18 protein-coding genes and 1 riboswitch are annotated in these 18,889 nt (G+C 58.2%); of the genes, 9 read left to right on the forward strand and 9 right to left on the reverse strand.

Features of this window, described 5'->3' with window-relative positions:
- Nucleotides 1-211 precede the first annotated feature (211 nt).
- Nucleotides 212-1,225: a LacI family DNA-binding transcriptional regulator gene (locus ABFT80_RS09715; RefSeq protein ID WP_347971695.1), complete on the forward strand. Its 1,014-nt coding sequence runs from the start codon at nt 212-214 to the stop codon at nt 1,223-1,225.
- Between the two features lie 5 nt (nt 1,226-1,230).
- On the opposite strand, the gene ABFT80_RS09720 is transcribed toward ABFT80_RS09715, so the two are convergent.
- The 4 genes from ABFT80_RS09720 to ABFT80_RS09735 form a co-directional block, all read right to left on the reverse strand.
- A complete protein-coding gene (locus ABFT80_RS09720; protein WP_347971696.1) occupies nt 1,231-1,974 on the reverse strand; it encodes an SDR family oxidoreductase in 744 nt (247 codons plus the stop codon).
- Nucleotides 1,971-2,876 carry an NAD(P)-dependent oxidoreductase gene (locus tag ABFT80_RS09725; RefSeq protein ID WP_347971697.1) on the reverse strand — a complete coding sequence of 302 codons (906 nt, stop codon included), beginning with the start codon at nt 2,874-2,876 and terminating at the stop codon, nt 1,971-1,973. The genes ABFT80_RS09720 and ABFT80_RS09725 overlap by 4 nt, the downstream gene beginning before the upstream one ends.
- Entirely contained in the window at nt 2,873-3,838 is a 966-nt protein-coding gene (gene denD, locus ABFT80_RS09730; RefSeq protein ID WP_347971698.1) for a D-erythronate dehydrogenase, read from the reverse strand. Before denD ends, ABFT80_RS09725 begins: the two co-directional genes overlap by 4 nt.
- A gap of 66 nt (nt 3,839-3,904) precedes the next feature.
- Nucleotides 3,905-5,722 carry an IlvD/Edd family dehydratase gene (locus ABFT80_RS09735; RefSeq protein ID WP_347971699.1) on the reverse strand — a complete coding sequence of 606 codons (1,818 nt, stop codon included), beginning with the start codon at nt 5,720-5,722 and terminating at the stop codon, nt 3,905-3,907.
- Between the two features lie 207 nt (nt 5,723-5,929).
- Between ABFT80_RS09735 and maiA the strand changes: the two genes are divergently transcribed.
- The 6 genes from maiA (at nt 5,930) to ABFT80_RS09765 (ending at nt 13,068) form a co-directional block, all read left to right on the forward strand.
- Nucleotides 5,930-6,571, forward strand: a complete 642-nt coding sequence (gene maiA, locus ABFT80_RS09740) for a maleylacetoacetate isomerase (protein ID WP_347971700.1) — start codon at nt 5,930-5,932, stop codon at nt 6,569-6,571.
- A 38-nt stretch (nt 6,572-6,609) separates the two neighbouring features.
- Nucleotides 6,610-6,813, forward strand: a riboswitch (cobalamin riboswitch).
- A 102-nt stretch (nt 6,814-6,915) separates the two neighbouring features.
- Nucleotides 6,916-8,028: an ABC transporter substrate-binding protein gene (locus ABFT80_RS09745; RefSeq protein ID WP_347971701.1), complete on the forward strand. Its 1,113-nt coding sequence runs from the start codon at nt 6,916-6,918 to the stop codon at nt 8,026-8,028.
- 7 nt (nt 8,029-8,035) lie between these two features.
- Nucleotides 8,036-9,076 (forward strand): FecCD family ABC transporter permease, encoded by a 1,041-nt coding sequence (locus ABFT80_RS09750; protein ID WP_347971702.1) that lies wholly within the window; start codon nt 8,036-8,038, stop codon nt 9,074-9,076.
- Nucleotide 9,077: 1 nt separating this feature from the next.
- Nucleotides 9,078-9,863: an ABC transporter ATP-binding protein gene (locus tag ABFT80_RS09755; protein ID WP_347971703.1), complete on the forward strand. Its 786-nt coding sequence runs from the start codon at nt 9,078-9,080 to the stop codon at nt 9,861-9,863.
- On the forward strand, nt 9,853-10,509 hold the full coding sequence (locus ABFT80_RS09760; RefSeq protein ID WP_347971704.1) for a class I SAM-dependent methyltransferase: 657 nt from the start codon (nt 9,853-9,855) through the stop codon (nt 10,507-10,509). The genes ABFT80_RS09755 and ABFT80_RS09760 overlap by 11 nt, the downstream gene beginning before the upstream one ends.
- A gap of 258 nt (nt 10,510-10,767) precedes the next feature.
- Nucleotides 10,768-13,068, forward strand: coding sequence for a TonB-dependent receptor (locus ABFT80_RS09765; RefSeq protein ID WP_347971705.1), 2,301 nt, complete (start codon nt 10,768-10,770; stop codon nt 13,066-13,068).
- 91 nt (nt 13,069-13,159) lie between these two features.
- On the opposite strand, the gene ABFT80_RS09770 is transcribed toward ABFT80_RS09765, so the two are convergent.
- Genes ABFT80_RS09770 through ABFT80_RS09785 form a run of 4 tightly spaced genes read right to left on the reverse strand, consistent with a single transcriptional unit; the run spans nt 13,160 to nt 16,725 of the window.
- Nucleotides 13,160-13,918 (reverse strand): iron ABC transporter ATP-binding protein, encoded by a 759-nt coding sequence (locus ABFT80_RS09770; RefSeq protein WP_347971706.1) that lies wholly within the window; start codon nt 13,916-13,918, stop codon nt 13,160-13,162.
- Nucleotides 13,915-14,856 carry an iron chelate uptake ABC transporter family permease subunit gene (locus ABFT80_RS09775; RefSeq protein ID WP_347971707.1) on the reverse strand — a complete coding sequence of 314 codons (942 nt, stop codon included), beginning with the start codon at nt 14,854-14,856 and terminating at the stop codon, nt 13,915-13,917. Before ABFT80_RS09775 ends, ABFT80_RS09770 begins: the two co-directional genes overlap by 4 nt.
- Nucleotides 14,849-15,826 (reverse strand): ABC transporter permease, encoded by a 978-nt coding sequence (locus ABFT80_RS09780; RefSeq protein ID WP_347971708.1) that lies wholly within the window; start codon nt 15,824-15,826, stop codon nt 14,849-14,851. The genes ABFT80_RS09775 and ABFT80_RS09780 overlap by 8 nt, the downstream gene beginning before the upstream one ends.
- Nucleotides 15,823-16,725 carry a siderophore ABC transporter substrate-binding protein gene (locus ABFT80_RS09785; RefSeq protein WP_347971709.1) on the reverse strand — a complete coding sequence of 301 codons (903 nt, stop codon included), beginning with the start codon at nt 16,723-16,725 and terminating at the stop codon, nt 15,823-15,825. The genes ABFT80_RS09780 and ABFT80_RS09785 overlap by 4 nt, the downstream gene beginning before the upstream one ends.
- Nucleotides 16,726-16,930: 205 nt before the next feature.
- Between ABFT80_RS09785 and ABFT80_RS09790 the strand changes: the two genes are divergently transcribed.
- Nucleotides 16,931-17,164, forward strand: coding sequence for a DUF6894 family protein (locus ABFT80_RS09790; RefSeq protein ID WP_347971710.1), 234 nt, complete (start codon nt 16,931-16,933; stop codon nt 17,162-17,164).
- A 52-nt stretch (nt 17,165-17,216) separates the two neighbouring features.
- The gene (locus tag ABFT80_RS09795; protein ID WP_347971711.1) at nt 17,217-17,948 is read left to right on the forward strand and encodes a Crp/Fnr family transcriptional regulator; all 732 of its coding nucleotides are present in this window, start codon (nt 17,217-17,219) and stop codon (nt 17,946-17,948) included.
- Here the strand turns inward: ABFT80_RS09795 and pcaQ are convergent.
- The gene (gene pcaQ, locus ABFT80_RS09800; RefSeq protein WP_455189911.1) at nt 17,929-18,867 is read right to left on the reverse strand and encodes a pca operon transcription factor PcaQ; all 939 of its coding nucleotides are present in this window, start codon (nt 18,865-18,867) and stop codon (nt 17,929-17,931) included. The two genes, ABFT80_RS09795 and pcaQ, sit on opposite strands and share 20 nt — an antisense overlap.
- Nucleotides 18,868-18,889 lie beyond the last annotated feature (22 nt).

Genomic DNA, 18,889 nt, shown 5'->3' on the forward strand with positions numbered 1-18,889 from the left:
GCTTTTTCCGTCTGATTGCATGTCCCATCCCTATGTCGGCTCGTTTTTTCGCCGGCTGCTTTTTATGCCGCCTGATGTGAATGGCAGCGCTGCCGTCAATCGGTAACGCATCGACGAGAGGCTGGCAAGACGAGAATTGGCAGCGCTGCCAAGTTAGGCTAGAAGAAGTTTGCAACACGGGTTCGAACCCAGAGAAGTGGAAGAAGAAAACATGGCGGAAACGCCCAGGGGGCCAAAGGCGGGCAGGGCGGTAACGCTCCAGGAAGTGAGCGAGGCAGCGGGGCTCGGAATGAGTACCGTGTCGCGGGTTTTGCGCAATCACGGTTCTTTTTCAGCCGATACGCGAGACCGGGTCATGCAGGTCGTCGAACGCCTCGGCTACGTTCCCAATCGTGTTGCAGGCACGCTTGCGTCCGCCGGGTCGAACCTTGTCGGCATCGTAATTCCATCTCTTCACAATATCGTTTTTCCCGATCTTCTGAGCGGCGTTGCACGCACGCTCGACCCGACTGGTTATCAATCGGTCATCGGCGTTACCGATTACGATCTCGCTCGGGAGGAAGCGCTCATCCAGTCCATGCTGGCGTGGCGCCCTGCCGGGTTCCTGATCGTCGGTCTGGAGCATACGGAAAAGACGCGGGCAATGTTGCGTGGCAGCGGCGTGCGCATCGCAGAAATGCTTGATACGGATGGCGAGGGCATGGACATGGTCGTCGGCTTTTCGCAGCGTCGAGCAGGTGCGTTGAGCGCGCGACATCTTCTGCAAAGAGGTTATCGATCCATCGCCTATATAGGCCCTGCATTCAGCGCCGATTCACGATCTTCAAAACGCTATGACGGTTTTCGCGCCGTGCTTGCTGAAAATGGGACGGACTTCATAGATATCGAGTTGATTGCAGGCACCTCGTCAACCGAAGCGGGTCGCGATGCCTTGGCCAAGCTTCTGTCGCGCCGCAAGAAGATCGACGCGGTCTATTTTTCCAACGACGATTTCGCAATGGGTGGCGTTTTTCACTGCATCGCGTCGGGCATTTCCGTGCCGTCAGACCTTGCGATCATGGGCTATAACGGCCTCGATATTGGACGCTTTGCGCCCCAGCCGCTGACCACGGTTCTAACGCCGCGTGCAGAAGTAGGCGAAATCGGCGCGCGGCTGGTGCTTGAAGGCGGACCATCCACCGTGGTCGAAACGGCCTTCGAACTGATCGAAGGCGCGACGACCTGAAACAATTAGTAGACTGCGCGGCCGCCCGATATGTCGAACACGGCACCAGTGGAAAACGAGCATTCCTCGGAGGCCAGCCAGACGATCATTGCTGCAACTTCCGAAGGCTCGACAAACCGATGCAGCGGAATTTTCGACAGCATGTAGTCGATATGGGACTGCTCCATCTGGTCGAAAATTGGCGTACGCGCGGCAGCGGGCGTGATGCAATTTACAAGCACGCCCGAACCGGCAAGCTCCTTGCCCAGAGATTTGGTGAGCGCGATGAGCCCGGCCTTCGACGCCGAATAATGCGAGGCGTTGGGGTTGCCTTCCTTACCGGCGATAGAGGCAATATTGACGATGCGGCCATAGCCGCTTTTCATCATATGCGGCACGACAGCCCTGCTGGTGAGATACGGCGCCACCAGGTTGACCTCGATGGTGCGGCGCCAGACATCCGGTTCGAGTTCCCAAGTCTTTGCATTGCCGCCCGTAATTCCGGCATTGTTCACGAGAATGTCGATATTGCCGGATGCCGCGACTTGATTGGCGGCATCGGCAACAGCAGATTCATCCGTCAGCTCGACTCTTCGCCCGCTGGCTTTAGCGCCAAGTTTTGATACTGCATCGCTGATCGCAGCTTCATCGATGTCCCAGATGATGGCCGAGCCGCCGCTCGCGATGATCCGCTCTGCAGTCGCAAAGCCGATGCCTCGCGCGCCGCCGGTGACGATTGCCGTGCGACCTTCAAGATCGATCCTGTTCAATTCTTCGGCCTTTCGGTTCGAACGATGCCGTTCAGTTCGGCCACGACATCGGAAAGCATCGGCAGATAATCGTCGCCATGGCCGGTTGCCTCGGCCGTCGCCAGAACATTTTTGACGCTCGAGGAAATATTCGACGCGATGCCATTTTCATTGGCCAGTGAAACGACGTAGCGCATGTCCTTATGCGCGTTGCGCAGCGTGAATTTATGTGCGTCACTGTCGCGCTCGACCACATATTTCATGAAGGTCTGGTAGAAACCGCAATCCATGCGCCCGCCACCGACGACACTGTGAAAAACCTCTGCCGTCACGCCGCTTTTCGCACCGATTGCTAAGGCTTCCGAATAAAGCGCGGCATAGCCGAGCGAAACGAAATTGTTGAGCAGCTTCATCGTGTGCCCCGCGCCGACTTCACCGACACGCACGATCTTTCCGGCCCAGGTTTCGAACAGCGGATGAAGGCGCTCGAAATCTTCCTGCGATGCGCCAACCATTGCGTCGAGCGTGCCCTCCCATGCCTCCTTAGGCGTGCGTGAAAGGGGCGCATCGACAAAGGCGATACCAACCTCCTTGCATGCTTTGGCAAGGCTCGCTGTCGAGACGGGGTTGCTCGTCGAGCAATCGACGATCGTCTTTCCCGAAGCGCTTGCATTGATGATTTCGCCGACCGCCGCCTCGACCTGCGGACTGCCGGGCAGGCACAGAAAGATCACATCGGAGTTTGCAGTGAGCGACGCAATATTTTCCGCAACCGCCGCGCCGCGCGACTTCAAATCGTCGATCGGCTTGGGGTTACGGTGCGGCAGCACGGTCAGCGGATAGCCAGCCTCGATTATGTTTTTGGCCATGCCGTGCCCCATCAGCCCGGCACCGATGAAACCTACACGTGATAGGCCGCTCATCGGGCCGCCTCGAGATCGGCGATATGCGCGCGGATGATGGCGCTGAAATCGCTGTCTGCCGTAAAGCCTGCCTCCAACGCCCGTTCGGGCGTGAAATCGCGCGGCCATCCGGCAACGATCTTTTCGATTGCCTCGTCGGGAACATGACGGATGCGCCCGGCAACCTCTTCGCCTGCGACCTCGCGCAAGGCTTCGATCATTTCTTTTACGGTGATCGACAGGCCGGGCATGGTCAGCGTTCGACGGGTACCGAGCGCTTCAGAATCCAGCGTTGCCGCGTGGATCAGAAAGCCAACTGCCGCCGATGGGCTGGCCACCCAATGGCGCACATCGTCACTGACCGGCAACACGGCATCCTGTCCGTTCAGCGGTTCGCGTATAATGCCTGAGAAGAAGCTGGAAGCCGCCTTGTTGGGCTTGCCCGGTCTCACGACGATCGTCGGCAGGCGAATGCCCACGCCGTCGACAAAACCTTTGCGCGAGTAGTCGGCCAGCAGCAATTCGCAGATCGCTTTTTGAGTGCCGTAGCTGGTTAGCGGCGCTTGCAGGAACGTGTCGCTGATCGCTTCTTCGAACGGCGAGCCGAATACGGCGATGGACGAGGTGAAGACGAGGCGAGGGCGGTAGCCGTCTCCCTGATTGCGGATGGCTTCGAGCAGATAGCGCGTGCCATCGAGATTGATGCGATAGCCTTTTTCGAATTCGACTTCCGCTTCGCCGGATACGATCGCTGCGAGATGGAAGATGACGTCAGGGCGCGCTTCGATCAATTTCTTGATCGTCGCCTCATCGGAAATATCGCCTGACTCCGAAGAAATCGTCGCACCACTCAGTCGTGGCTCGACGACGTCGAAAAGATGCATCGCACCAATCTTCTTGCCGCCAAGTTCGCCCGTCTCAACAAGCTTCTCGGCCAGCCTGTGCCCAACCATTCCGGCAGCGCCGATTATCAGAACTCGCATCAATATCCTCCCTTGCTGCCGGTCGAGATCCGACCGGCGTTTTGTCTCCAGCCCAAACTGCCCGTGTTAGTGATTGTCGCGTGGAATAACAGCGCTCTTCCCGTCGATCCCACCCTGCGCAAGGCGCTGATATGCGATGGCAGGCTCCAGAACTGCGCCGGTTTCAAGCTGCGAAACGATGCCGCGCTGTATCTCCTGCCACGGTGTCTGGTGAGCAGGATAGGCGAAGCCTCCAGCCTTCGCCAGCGCCTCACGACGCTCGGCCATGTCCTCCGGCGTTGTCAGAATGTCCGCCGTTCCGCGCTCCAGATCGATGCGTACACGGTCGCCTGTCCGCAACAGCGCCAACCCGCCGCCAACGGCTGCTTCCGGGGAAGCGTTGAGAATGGATGGAGAACCCGAAGTGCCGGATTGACGACCGTCACCTATGCAAGGAAGCGAGTGCACGCCACGCTTCAAAAGATAATCCGGAGCGCGCATGTTGACGACTTCGGCCGCACCCGGATAGCCGATAGGGCCAGCCCCGCGCATGAACAGTACGGACTTCTCATCGATACCGACGGACGGATCGTCGATGCGTGCATGATAATCTTCAGGCCCGTCGAACACGATCGCATTGCCTTCGAACGCCATCGGATCGTCCGGGTTCGCAAGATAGCGTTCGCGGAATTCCGGAGAGATCACCGAAAGCTTCATGATCGCGCTGTCGAACAGATTGCCGCGCAAGACCCGGAAACCGGCATGCGTTTTCAGCGGCTTGTCGAACGGACGGATGACGTTCTCGTCCATGATTTCCGCGCCACGGCAATTGTCACCGAGGGATCGGCCGTTCACCGTCAGCGCGTCTTCCGCAATCAGCCCCTGCAGCATCAACTGGTTGACGACCGCCGGCACACCGCCTGCGTGATAATAATCCTCACCGAGATATTCACCGGCTGGCTGCAGATTGACGAGCAGCGGAATTTCTTCGCCATAGGTCTGCCAATCGTCGATGGAAAGCTCGACGCCGACATGGCGCGCAAGACCGTTCAGATGGATCGGCGCATTGGTAGAGCCGCCGATAGCCGAGTTGACGCGGATTGCATTTATGAACGCATCGCGCGTCAGAATGTCGGTCGGCTTGAGATCCTCATAGGCCATGTCGACGATGCGCTTGCCGGTCAGATAAGCCACTTCCTGCCGGTCGCGGTAAGGCGCGGGGATCGCTGCCGAACCGGGCAATTGCATGCCGAGCGCTTCGGCAAGCGAGTTCATCGTCGTTGCCGTTCCCATCGTGTTGCAATAGCCGGTCGAGGGTGCCGACGAGGCTACGAGCTTGATGAAGCCCGCATAGTCGATTTCGCCCGCAGCCATCATTTCACGGGCCTTCCAGACGATGGTGCCGGAGCCGGTGCGTTCGCCCTTGAACCAGCCGTTCAGCATCGGGCCGACAGACAAGGCGATAGCCGGAATGTTCACAGTCGCCGCAGCCATCAGGCAAGCGGGCGTGGTCTTGTCGCAACCGATGGTCAGCACCACAGCGTCGAGCGGATAGCCATAGAGAATTTCGACAAGTCCTAGATAAGCGAGGTTGCGGTCCAGCCCCGCCGTCGGGCGCTTTCCCGTCTCCTGAATCGGGTGCACCGGAAATTCGATCGCGATGCCGCCCGCCTCGCGAATGCCGTCGCGCACGCGCTTGGCGAGTTCGAGATGGTGCCGGTTGCAGGGCGAAAGATCGGACCCCGTCTGCGCAATTCCGATGATCGGTTTGCCCGACTGTAGCTCGTCCAGCGTCAGGCCGTAATTCAGGTAGCGCTCCAGATAGAGCGCCGTCATGTCCGGGTTGGAAGGATTGTCGAACCACGCACGGGACCGCAAATTTCCTTGTTTGTGTTCTTTCGACATGACGACTCCGGACGGCTGTGCCGCAAAGGTATGATAATTTAATGGCAGCGCTGCCAATTCTCCTACACAATTAACCCGCTACGCTCAAATGTAAATTCGTCGCGGGATGAATCCGGTGAAGAATCGCGCGAAATATGCGGGTTTTCAGGCAATGTGCTTGGCCACAGCCGCCAGATTGTGATGAAAGAGCTTTTTGTGGAGGAATCGATGATGAACGAGATCGTATTGCACGAATATTGGCGCTCTTCGGCGAGCTACCGCGTCCGTATCGCGCTCAATCTGCTCGGCGAATCCTATTCCAGCAAATCAGTTGATCTCCTCGGCGCGCAGCACAGGCAGGCTGAACACATCGCGCGCAATCCGCAGGGCCTGGTTCCGACCATCGAAATCGATGGGCATCTTTTTTCGCAATCTCTGGCAATCATCGAATATCTGCAGGAAACGCGAAAGAACGCGGCATTCCTGACAGGAAATGCGGTCGACAGGCAACGGATTCGCGCGCTTTCCCATGCGATCGCAATGGACATTCACCCGGTTTGCAATCTTGCAGTCGTCGCAAAAGTCATGGCGCTCACGGATGGCGGTGACGCCGTGCGGCGCGAATGGATGCAGAGATTCATCGGCGAAGGGCTGGCCGCATTCGAAGTGATGCTTGCCTCCGCTGACACCGGCCGCTTTTGCCATGGCGATGAGCCGACCATGGCCGACATCTGTCTCATCCCGCAGCTTTACAATGCAATACGATGGGAGGTGGATATCGCGTCCTTCACCCGCATTCTTGAAATCGAGGCCGCGTGCAGCGAACTCCCGGCCTTCGCCGATGCACATCCCGACAAGGTTCGCCCCTGAAGAGCGGTTTTACCGTTTGACCGTGAACGGCTTTCGCTGCTAGTCACCTTGCCGACGGTTCCGCGTCCAACGCGGATGAAAAAGGGAACACGGTGAAAGCCTTCACAGGCCAAATCCGTGGCTGTCCCCGCAACTGTAAGCGGCGAGTTTTCGTCAACAGGCCACTGGAGTAACACCTCTGGGAAGGCGACGAGAAACCGAGACCCGCAAGCCAGGAAACCTGCCGTCAGCCGTGGTCACGCGCGAAGCCATAGGGCGGGGTGTCCTTTTGGAGCGAACATTTCATGCATGCGCATGGAATGCGTCCAATTCGCGGTGACGGAAGCCACAAAACAGGTCTTGCGATGCCGCTTTTTTACCGTTCTACCCTCAAAATCACACTTGCCGCCGCGTTCGCCGCATTTCTCGCGCAAGCAGCACATGCCGAATCCGTTGAGCTGACAGACGTCACCGGGCGCACTTTCGAAATGGAAGTGCCAGCCAAACGCGTCGTTCTCGGTCTTTACTTCGAAGATTACTGGGCGCTCGGCGGCGATGAAGCCATGGACAAGCTAGTCGGCATATCGAAGGCCGCCTGGAGCGACTGGCGTCCGGCAAACTGGCAGGCCTATCTCAAGGTTCGCCCATCGCTGGACGATATTCCGGATGTCGGTGAAGTCGAAGTAAGCACATTCTCGGTCGAAAAACTCATTTCGCTGAAGCCAGACGTCGCCATTCTTGCAGAGTGGCAGGTGCAGGGCATTGGTGCTGATTTCCAGCGCATCGTCGATGCGGGTATCCCGGTCGTCGTGGTGGATTACCATGCGCAGACCGAGGAACGTCACGTCGCCAGCACACGTTTGATCGGCAAGGTGATCGGTGCCGAGGAACAGGCCGAAAAGATCGCGCAGGAATATGAGAGCGCCGTTTCAGACGTGCGCGAGCGAATCGAGAAAGCCGGCAAGGAAAAACCATCGGTCTATATCGAACTCGGCAGCAAAGGTCCGCCGGAACAGGGGCCGAGCTATGGCGATTATATGTGGGGCAAGATTGCCGAAGTCGCTGGCGGCAAGAATATCACGCGCGAGATCGTGCGTAGCTGGGGGCCGGTCGCGCCCGAACAGGTGCTGGCTGCAAGGCCCGAAGTAATCGTCATGGCAGGCTCCGAATGGCGCCAGCACGCGACCGGTCAGTTGATGGGCGAGGGCGTTTCGAACGACGAGGCGCTAACCAGGCTGAAAGGTTTCACCGAACGTCCGGGCTGGTCGGCCCTGCCTGCCGTCGAAAACGGCCGCGTCCACGGCATCTATCAGGGCGCATCGCGCACCATCATGGATTATACCTCCGTCCAGTATTTCGCGAAGGCGCTCTATCCCGACCTGTTCGAAGATATCGATCCGCAGGCGAACTATCTTGCCTTTTACGAACGCTATCTGCCGATCAAGCCGGAAGGCACCTTCATGATCGGCCTGAAATAGCACCGCCATGAGCGAGGCCGTCAACGCCGCGCTTTCGCGGTATCGAGCAGCGGAACGGAAGAAGGCAGTCCTCATCGCGGGACTGCTGCTTCTTGCCGGTATTTCGCTCGTCTTCGATATCGCGACCGGACCTGCCTTGCTGCCGGTCTCCGAAGTGTTGTCGGCGCTCCTCAACCGTGCCGGGGCAGATGCAACGACAGAGATAATCGTCTGGACGTTGCGCCTGCCAATGGCCCTGATGGCGATCATCGTCGGCATGGCCCTTGGCTCCAGCGGCGCGACCATGCAGACTCTTCTCGATAACCCGCTTGCGAGCCCCTACACGCTTGGGCTCGCATCTGCGGCGGGTTTTGGCGCATCGCTCGCCATTCTGAACGGCGGCTGGGGGCTCAATCCGTTATTCGCGGTACCCGCCAGCGCCTTCGTCTTTGCCTGCATGGCATCCGCCCTGATCTACTCCGTCGGCAATATGCGCGGCATGATGGGCGATACGATGATCCTCGCCGGCATCGCCCTGATGTTCCTGTTTCACTCACTGCAATCGCTTTTGCAGTTCAATGCGACGCCCGAAGTCGGCCAGCAGATCGTCTTCTGGATGTTCGGCACGCTTGCCAAAGCCAACTGGACGAACCTGACCATCACGGCGATTGCCGTCGCATTCGCCTTGCCGTTCCTGATCCTCAATGCATGGAAACTTACCGCCCTTCGATTGGGCGAGGCGCGTGCGCGTTCGGTCGGCGTGTCTGTTTCCAATCTGCGGCTGGTCACGATTGCGCTGGTCTCGCTGATGACGGCAACCGCCATCAGCTTCGTCGGCACGATAGGTTTCATCGGCCTTGTCGCACCGCATATTGCGCGGATGCTGGTCGGCGAAGATCAGCGCTATCTGCTCGTTGCGTCGGGTTGCGTTGGTGCGGTGATGCTGTCCGCGGCTTCCGTCCTGTCGAAAATCATCATGCCCGGCGTGCTCTTGCCGGTCGGCATCGTCACGGCGATCATCGGCGTACCATTCTTCCTTCACCTGATACTTCGACGGTCGAGGCGATGACATGCTATCGGTAAGAAACCTCGATCTCGCTCATGGAAAAATTCCAGTCGTCAGCGACCTGAACATCGATTTCCTGCGCGGCGAAGTCACCGGGATAGTCGGCCCGAATGGAGCCGGAAAATCGACTTTCCTGCGCACGCTTTTCGGCGAGCACACCGCAAATCGCGGTGAACTCACGCTTGGCGATCAAAGCTTCAGCTTTACCAACCGCCGCAAATGGCAAAAACGCATCGGCTTCATGCCGCAGGATACCGGCTATCATGGAGGCCTGACCGCGCTGGAAGTCGTGCTCCTAGGCTCGACAGAGCACCTTTCGCTGCGGCTTTCCGACGACGCCTTGCGTCGCGCGGCGACGGCGCTCGATAGCCTGGGCATCGCCGATCTTTCGCAACGTGAAATCGCGACGTTGAGCGGCGGACAGCGCCAGCTCGTCTATTTCGCGCAGGCATTGATGCGTGAGCCTGACGTGCTCCTGCTGGACGAACCGGTAAGCGCGCTCGACCTCCGCCACCAGATGCTGCTCATGAAGCATGTGCGCGACGTCACGCGGCAGCGCGGCGTGATTACGATCATCGTGCTCCATGATCTCAATCTCGCGTCGAGCTTCGCCGACCGGCTCATCATGATCCATGATGGAAAGGCGGAGGTGGACGGCATTCCGCGCGATGTGCTTTCCAGCCAGCTTCTCGAGCGCGTCTACGGCGTGCAGACGCGTCTGCATTACGACCCGGACGGACGGCCCTGGGTGCATGTTCACGACGCGCACGAGGTGCACAATGCACGATGAACCGAGCGTCCGGCAAGGCGTCACCGACTACTGGAACAACCGTGCACCCTTGTTCGACGGGGCAGCGTCACACATTCGTCACGAGATGGAATGGCGAAATGTGCTGGAAGCGGCATTTGAGGTGGACGGCCCCAAGCGCGTCGTCGATCTGGGGTCCGGCACGGGCGCATGTGCGCTTCTGGCAGCCGGGCTTGGCCATAAGGTGACTGCCGTCGATGGGGCGGCTTCGATGCTGGATTGCGCACGCCAGTCCGCGGAAGAGCGTAACCTCGCCATCGATTTCGTCATCTCTTCTATCGAAGATTTTCAAGGACCCCCAGCGGCGTTCGACATCGTCACTTTGAGGAACGTCCTCTGGACGATGGAAAACCCGCTCATAGCTTTGCAGATGGCTGCGAAATTGCTCAAAGCACGCGGAAAAGTTGTAATTGCCGATGCGCTCTGGTCGAAAGATCCGGCAAACCGCTCGGCATATTCCAACGAATTGGCCAAGCGCCTGCCATTCCATGCCGGACTGACGCAGGACGATGCAGAATCACTTCTGGCACAGGCGGGATTCGGAAAGCCAAAATCGTGGCAACACTATTTCCCGGCTCCGCCCTATCCGGGCAACATTCCGTATTTCGTGATTTCAGCCGAAGTCTGAGCAGCTTTTGAGCCACAATCAGCGTGGCATATTTGTCACTTGGTGATAAATCTTTCCCTAAATTGTCAACTTATATTTGAACCGGCTCAACCCCGTTAATTCAATAAAATCAAATACTAAACATGATTAAAACGAGAAGCTTTTTCTTCTTGTCCCTCCTGTATGAAAAGATTCTCTAACCCATTGACCTTGCTCATTTATTGCAGCGCGATAAAGAGCAAGTATCGCTTTGGGCTATTGCAGTGAGGGGTCTGTTTAATGAATTTTTCAAATGAAATCGCGTTTCGAAATATGCGCAGCCGTCTGATGACGCGTCTGCTGCTCGGCACGGCTATTGGCGTCGGCGCTGTCATGGTGAGCGCGGCCTTTCAACCAGCGTTTGCGCAGACTGCCACGACTGCGGAAGCGGAGACGCAGGCGGCTTCGAACGGCTCTGTCAATCTCGGAACGGTCGAAGTGCGCGGCGCTGCGGGCAACACCACTGGCACCGTCGGCCAACCGCCAGCTCCCTATGCGGGTGGGCAGGTCGCGACCGGCGCTCGGCTCGGCATGCTTGGCAACAGCTCCATTCTCAAAGCGCCGTTCAGCATAACAGCGTTCACTGAAAAGCTGATCCGGGATCAACAAGCCAAATCCGTAGCTGATGTCACGTTGAACGACCCATCCGTACGTCAGGATGCACCTACATTCAGCGAGCGCGATTCTTTCTTCATTCGCGGCTTCTCGGTCACAAATCTCGATACACTTTATGACGGTCTACCCTACATCGCCAATCCGCGCCGCAGCTTCCTTGAGGGCATCGAACGGGTCGAAATACTGAAGGGACCGACCGCGCTGGCCAATGGCGGTATCGGCCGCGTGGGCGGCACGATCAATCTGGTTCCGAAGCGCGCCGAAGACGAACCGCTAACTCGCCTCACGACGACCTATCTTAGCGATTCGCAAGTTTGGACGCATGCCGATATCGGTCGCCGTTTCGGTCCTACCGGGGAATGGGGTGTTCGCGTGAACGGATCTTACCGGTTCGGTGACACGGCAATGGACCATAACGATGTCCAGGTCGGCGTGGCCACGCTTGGCCTCGACTATCGCGGCGAGCGCGTCCGCGCCTCACTCGACCTCGGCCACAACACGCAGAACATCGATGGACCCACATCGCTGTTCAACGCCGTCGCCCCCGGCGTCGAAATCCCTAAAGCTCCGAATGGCAAGATCAATACAGCCAATCCTTTCGAATACCACGACAGCACCCACAACATGGCCGCTGCTCGCGTTGAATTCGATGTCTTGGAAAACACGACGATATACGCGGCGGCCGGTGCCGGTCGCTACCGCGAGGACTTCCTGACCACGTCTTATACGATCGGCGATCCAAGGCTCGGCACCAGCCCCGGAATTGGCGACGCACAGGCCGATTTTGGCTATAATCCCCAGCAGATCACAGGGGTTTCCGGCGAAATAGGCCTCCGCTCGGAGTTCGACACCGGTCCTATCGGCCACCGATTGAACGTTTCTGTGTCGAGATCGCTCAACGAGAACAACCGCGGTTATTTTAACCCGCGAGCCTTAGGGTTCCCGGATTATCCAACCAACATCTACAATCCGATCTACCTGCCGGACGGTTCGGTGGATACGAGCGGACTTCCTCGTTCGAACGACTTGCACCCGTTTGCAAGTCTGCTTTCTACCAGCATCGCTGTTTCGGACACGCTTTCCTTTGCCGACGATCGCTTCCTCCTAACTCTTGGCGGACGCTATCAGGATATGCGGCAAGAAGGCTTTAATACAAATCCGGCTCGCGGTGTTTTGGGGGAGCGTAACTACTTTTACGAAGGAAACCGCTTCAGCCCTGCCATTGCCGCCGTTGCAAACGTCACCGACAAATTCTCAGTCTACGCCAACTATGTCGAGGCACTGACAGAAGGTGACATTGCACCCCTTTCTGCCAATAATGGCGGCGATGTATTCCAACCCTACGTGCAAGAGCAGAAAGAAATCGGCGTCAAATATGATTTCGGTTCGGTCATATTGACCGCAGCACTGTTCGAGATAAGACAGGAGAGCGGCTACACCGATCCGGCGACGAACGAATTTGGGGTAAACGGCCTTCAGGTCAATCGTGGGCTTGAGCTTTCCGTATATGGTGAACCATTCGATGGGGTTCGCCTACTCGGTGGCGTAACCTTTATGAATGCGAAACTGGATAACACTGCTGGCGGAACGTTTGACGGAAACCGCGTGACGGGCGTACCGAAAACGGCGATCAGCTTGTATGGCGAGTACGACACGCCTTGGGTCGATAATCTGACCCTGACAGGTCGCGTGCTCTACAACGGCAGCACTTTCTACGACCGGGCGAACACGCAGAAAGTGCCCGATTGGACACGCGTCGATGTCGGTGCGCGTTATGTCTATGAAAGACAGAACGGCAAGCCGGTCGAATTCAGGGCCAATGTCGAGAATGTTTTCAACGAGAATTACTGGGCTTCGTCGGCTCGCGGGTTCCTCGCAGCCGGAGCGCCACGGACATTCACGCTCTCCGCTTCGTTCGATTTCTAAGCGGATCAGCGCAACCATACGGTTTCGCTGCAGTATTACGTAAAACGGGCGCCGTCGGCGCCCGTTTTTATTTCGAAACTCATCCAAAAATCTAGTGGTGGTGAAGAACGGTAAGCTGCCCGTCGACTTCCGCGACACGCATCGAATATCCGAAAACGGCTTCCAGAATTTCCGTGTTCAATATGTCGGCGGGCGCGCCGTTCGCGACGATGCGCCCGTCCTTCATCGCGACGATCCTGTCAGCATAGGCGGCGGCGTGGTTGATGTCGTGCAGCACGATGACGATGGTGCGGTTCTGGCTGTCGGCAGCCGAGCGCAGGCACTGCATGAGATGACGCGCATAATACATGTCGAGATTGTTCAACGGCTCGTCAAGCAGCAGATAGTCGGTGCCCTGGCAGAATGTCATCGCAACCATTGCACGCTGCTGCTGGCCGCCGGAAAGCGTGTCGATGAACCTGTCGCCGAGATCGGTCAGGTCGAATTGCGAAAGAGCTGCCTCGATCAGATCACGGTCCTCAGTGTCGAGCCGCCCGCGATGATGCGGGAAGCGGCCGAACCCAACCAGCTCGCGCACTTTCAACCGGTTGGCCACGGCGGAATTCTGGCGCATCACGGCAAGTGTCTTTGCAAGCTGCCGGCCGGGCGTCGTATCGACCGGCAGACCATCTACCGTGATCGTCCCGCTTTGCAGTGGCTGTAGCCGCGCGACGAGCGATAGCAGGCTTGATTTGCCCGCACCATTCGGCCCGACCAGCGCCGTGATGCCGCCCTTCGGCAATTCCAGCGAAATGTCGTGCAGGATTTTCGCCTTGTTATACGCCAGCGATACGCCTTCGATGCGGATCATCTTTTTCTGGTCCCAAGAAGCAAAATAAGAAACACGGCACCGCCCACGAATTCGATCACGACGCCCAATGTCGATGCTCCGCCCAGCGCATGCTGAAGCAGCGTCTGGCCTCCGACAAGGACGATGATCGCGGTGAGTGCTGCAGCGGGCAGCATATAGCGGTGCCGTCGTGAATCGACCACGCGTTCGGCAAGGGCAACAACCAGCAGGCCGAAGAAGGCGACGGGGCCGACAAGCGCGGTCGAGACGGCAACGAGCACCGCCACCAGCATAATCAATCCGGCGACAGTCCTGCGCCATTCCACGCCGAGTCCCGTTGCCGTATCGCCGCCCAGCGCCAATATGTCGAGCACATGCCGCGAACGCCACGCGACGATGACCGCGACGATAGTGAGGATCGTCCCCAGAGCGACAAGCTCGCTATTTATGCTGTTGAAGCTCGCAAAACTTGCACCCTGAACCACCGCGAAATCATTCGGGTCGATCAGCCGCGCGAGAAGCGACGACAGGCTGCGAAACAGCACGCCCAGTATGACGCCGCCAAGCAGCATCAGGCCCATGTCCATGCGCGAGAAAAGCATCGGCAGAAAAAGCGCCAAAGCCAGCGCGATCATAATCGCGACTTCGCCGCCGAATTTGAGACTAGGATCCAGCGCGGCAAAGCCGAGGCCGCCAAAGACGAACACCAGCGCCGTCTGCACAAACAGATAAAGCGCATCTAGGCCCATGATCGACGGCGTGAGGATGCGATTGCCCGTCACCGTCTGGAACAGCACGGTCGAAATCGCGATTGCCACCGCCACCTGCACGAGCGCCACGAGGCGGACGGATCGAAGCTCCAACGCGAAGGCAATGTTGCCGCGCAGGCCGATCGTCATGAATGCGACGATCGAGAGAAGCGCCAGCAAAGCGAGGCCGATCAGTCTGCGCTCAGCCATTCGACTTCCGCCCGAACAGAAGCCAGAGGAAGATGATCGCACCGACGACGCCAAGTATCGTGCCGACCGGAATTTCATACGGAAAACGCAGAAGCCGGCCGATAATATCGCAGCCCAGCACCAGCGCCGCCCCGCAGCCCGCCACCCAAGGCAGCGCACCGCGAAGATTGTCCCCGGCAAAACGCGAAACAATGTTCGGCACGACCAGTCCTACAAAGGGGATGAGGCCGACAATGACCACAGTCAGCGCGGAAATCACCGAGATGATTACCAGCCCCAGTTGCATTATCCGTGCGTAGTTCAGTCCAAGCCCGATGCTGACATCCTTGCCGAGCGACGCGATTGTCAGTCTGTCGGCCACCCACCAGGCGAGCGCGACCATCACTGCGGAAATCCACAGCAGTTCGTAGCGCCCGCGCAGGACTCCTGAAAACTCTCCATTCGTCCACACATCGAGATACTGCAGGAGATCGGCCTGCCAGGCGACGAATGTCACGCCAGCTCCCACCACGCCGCCATAAACGAGACCGAAAAGCGGCACTAGAAATGGCTGCGTCGGCGGCAGACGATGCGCCAACATCAGAAACACGGACGTACCGCCAAGCGCTGCCAGGCTGGCGAGGATCGTTTTGACCGGCAAGGACGCCGAAGGCCAGAATATGGTGACGAGAAGAATGCCCAGCGCCGCACTTTGCCCGGTGCCTGCCGTTGTGGGCTCGACGAAACGATTGCGCACCAGCGTCTGCATGACCAGACCGGCGATTGCCAGACCCGCACCCGCCAGCAATGCGGCAAGCGTTCTCGGCAAACGGCTGATGAACAGGAGCTGCAACGCCTCGATGTCGGTGAACGCGCCGCGCGGCGAGAAATCCCCTACGCCGACACAAAGGCTCACGAGAAACAAAAGCAGGAGCGTTGCCATCCCCACCAGTTTTGCACAGTACGAGCTGCCGGTTACGATTTCTGTCATTCAGCCCGCGAAAACGCTTCTGAGATCGTGCCGAGCACACGTTTCGTCGCCTGCGCGCCACCGGCTGCAATGTAGAAATCGGCAGGCGGAAGATAGACGATTTGCTCGTTCTTCCAGGCCTTGGTCTGGCGCATCAATTCATTGTCGAGCGTGGCCAATGCACTCTGTTCGCCGGAGCCGATAGACGCCGCGCGATCAAGGACGATGATCCAGTCCGGGTCCGCCTTGCGGATGAATTCGAAGGAAACCGCCTCGCCATGCGTTGCGGAATCGACGTCCTCGACGGCGGCGGGCAGTTCCAGCGCATTGTGCACCCAGCCGAAGCGCGAGCCCGGACCATATGCAGAGACTTTTGGCCCATTGGTCATGATGATCAATGCCTTGCCCTTGCCTTTGACGGCGTTTTTCGCATCGGCAAGCGCCTCGTCCAGTTCGTCCTGCGCCTTCTTTGCTTCATCGGCCCTGTCAAAGATCGTGCCGTAAGCTGCCAGCCGCGCCTTGGCTTCGGCGAAGAGATCGTCGCCGGTAATCGTCATGTCGATTGTCGGGGCAACCCGGCGTGCTGCTTCGACCTGCGGGGAAGAGCGGCCGCCGACAATGATCAGGTCCGGCGCCAGCGCGTTCAGCGCTTCAAGATCGGGTTCGAACAGCGTGCCGACGACTTCAGCATTTTCCGTCAGCTTTGAAAGTTCGGGCAGATAAAGCTTATCCGGGATTCCGTTCGGGTGGATGCCAAGACGATCGAGCGTATCGACGGCTGCAATGTCGAAAACCGCGATGGTTTTCGGGTTTTCCGCCACGTCGACCTCGCCGATTGCCGTTTCGATCTCTGCAGCCCAAAGCGGCGAAACAGTCATTATGAGCGCAGCCAGTCCTGCGACCAGCGGGGATTTTCTCATCTCTGACTCCTTCGATCCGTTCGCGAAAACGCCCTCGGCGAATTCCTGATTAGCGCACTCCACTAATCGAATATTGCTCATGCTTGCAAGGGATTAACGAGGTTGTGATGTACAGCGCGTCCCGACGTCGCATTGAGACGACATGCATTTTAAGCGGAACCAATCGGAGCCACGATTATTCAAATCGGAGAAGTGGATCACACCTGTGCCCAAATATAGTTTCGAGTTTCAGAAAAAGTCCGGCGTGGAAGTCGTGGACGGTGTGGAACTCGCGGACCTGGGTGCCGTGCGGCAGGAAGCGGCGCAAACAGCACGTGAAATCATGGTCGATGGTATATTGACGGGAGCGGACCGCACCGAATGGGTCACCAATGTTCGCGATTCCAATGGAAAACTTGTTCTGACGTTTAGATTTTCAGATTTGCTAGACCGAGAATAGCCGTTAGACCTACGCGGGGCCGAGCTTATAGCGGTCTTCTGAAAGGACCGGCATGTCTACCGCGACCATCGAATATCTTCTCCGTTCACTTCAACTGAGAGACAAGGTTTCCGACGAAGAAAAAGTCGAACTCGTACGGATCATCTCACAGACCAAGATATTCGAGCCGGGCGCGTCCATCGTTCAGGAAGACGTTACGCCAACCCATAGCTGCCTGCTGACGGAAGGCCTCGCAGCGCGGTGTCACTATGTAGTTAATGGAAATCGTCAGATAAGTGCGGTGCACATTCCCGGCGACTTCATGGATTTGCACAATTTCCTGCTGAAGCGCCTGGACCACGGAATCGTTGCACTCACCAGATGCAAGGTCGCGCTCGTCGCGCACGAAAACCTCCACGCCGTTACCGAGAAATACCCGCATCTCACACGCCTGCTGTGGCTGAGTACTGCCATCGACGCCGCGATCCACCGCGCCTGGGTGGTGACGATGGGCAGGCATTCGGCCTTGAGCCAGCTTTCGCATTTCATCTGCGAAATGTATGCGCGGCATGAAGCGATCGGCCTTGCGACAAATGGAAAGTTCGATTTTGCGATGTCGCAGGCGCAGTTGAGCGACTGCCTCGGCCTTTCGCTGGTGCATGTGAACCGCAACCTTCAGGAGTTGCGCAAGCTCGGCCTTCTGGTCTGGCGCGACCAGACGATCGAAATCAAGAATTGGGAAAAGCTTCAGGAACTGGCCGATTTCGATCCGGCCTACCTGAGCTTCATGAAAGTCCCGCGCTGAACTGCAATTTGGAAACATCGCGGATCGCCTGAACCAGCAGCCCTGCGCTGAATGACAGCGGTGTGTCGGTGCGCATCGTCAGCCCGACAGGGCCGAGAGTTTCGGATGTGTCGAGCGGCAGGATTTCCAATATGCCTTCCGCCACATCATCTGCCACCACGCCCTCCGAAATGAACCAGACCGCGTCCGTTATGCGGGTAAAACTGCGTCCAAACGCGTTGGAAACCGTCTCTACCTCGCTGCGCGGGCTGCTGCCGCCATGCGTCGCAAGCAGGCGCTCGACAGTCGGGCGAATGACGGAACCGGGCGGCGGCATGAGGATCGGAAACTGCTCGACTTCTGCCAGATCGAGCGAGCCGTTGACGAGCAGCGGATGCATGGGCCGCACGACAGCAGCGATGCGCTCCGAATAAAGATGCTCGAAAGACAGGCCGGAAATCGCGTCCGGTTCAGCCATGCGGCCAAGAACGAGATCGACGTCGCCCTGCCGCAAAAGGGAGAGCAGATAGGCGTTCGGCCCGGTGACGATGCGCACCGACGCAGAAGCCCCGTTTTCGGTGAATGTCTTCACGGCGTGGGGGAGAACCGTTGCGGAAACAGTCGGCAGTGCACCAATTTTGATAACAGGGTCGCTCTGCTGCTGGTTGGCCGCCGCAACGCCTTGCCGCAGCGCCGAAACTGCATTGCTGGCATAGCGTTCGAACGCTTCGCCGAATGGTGTCAGATGCAGATTGCGGCGACTGCGGTCGAACAGTGAAACGCCGAGTATGCTTTCCAGCTCCGCAATGGTTTTCGACGCCGCGGGCTGGCTGATATTCAGCGCGGCGGCTGCCTTCACGACGCTCTTTTGCCGGGCGACTTCGAGAAAGCATATGATCTGGCGCAGCTTTATGCGCCCATCCAGCAGGGATGAACTCATATCTCTGTTCCAGTATGATTGC

It is taken from the genome of Foliimonas ilicis, assembly GCF_039939195.1.
GTDB classification, from domain to species: domain Bacteria; phylum Pseudomonadota; class Alphaproteobacteria; order Rhizobiales; family Rhizobiaceae; genus Foliimonas; species Foliimonas ilicis.